Raw genomic sequence first — 206 nt, forward strand, 5'->3', positions numbered from 1 at the left:
TCTTCCTCTGGGTACTTAGATGTTTCAGTTCCCCAGGTCTGCCTCCTCATACCCTATGTATTCAGGTATGGGTACCATCCCATTACGGATGGTGGGTTCCCCCATTCGGATATCCTCGGATCAAAGCTTACTTACAGCTCCCCGAGGCGTTTCGCCGTTCGTCGCGTCCTTCTTAGGCTCCTAGTGCCAAGGCATCCACCGTGCGC

At 54.4% G+C, this 206-nt stretch carries 1 rRNA gene; it reads right to left on the minus strand.

Going from position 1 to position 206, the window contains the following annotated elements:
- Positions 1–206 (minus strand): 23S ribosomal RNA (locus SAY88_RS25800); the annotation flags it as partial.

This window comes from Halalkalibacter flavus, from assembly GCF_036663575.1.
Taxonomy (GTDB): Bacteria; Bacillota; Bacilli; order Bacillales; family Bacillaceae_D; genus Halalkalibacter; species Halalkalibacter flavus.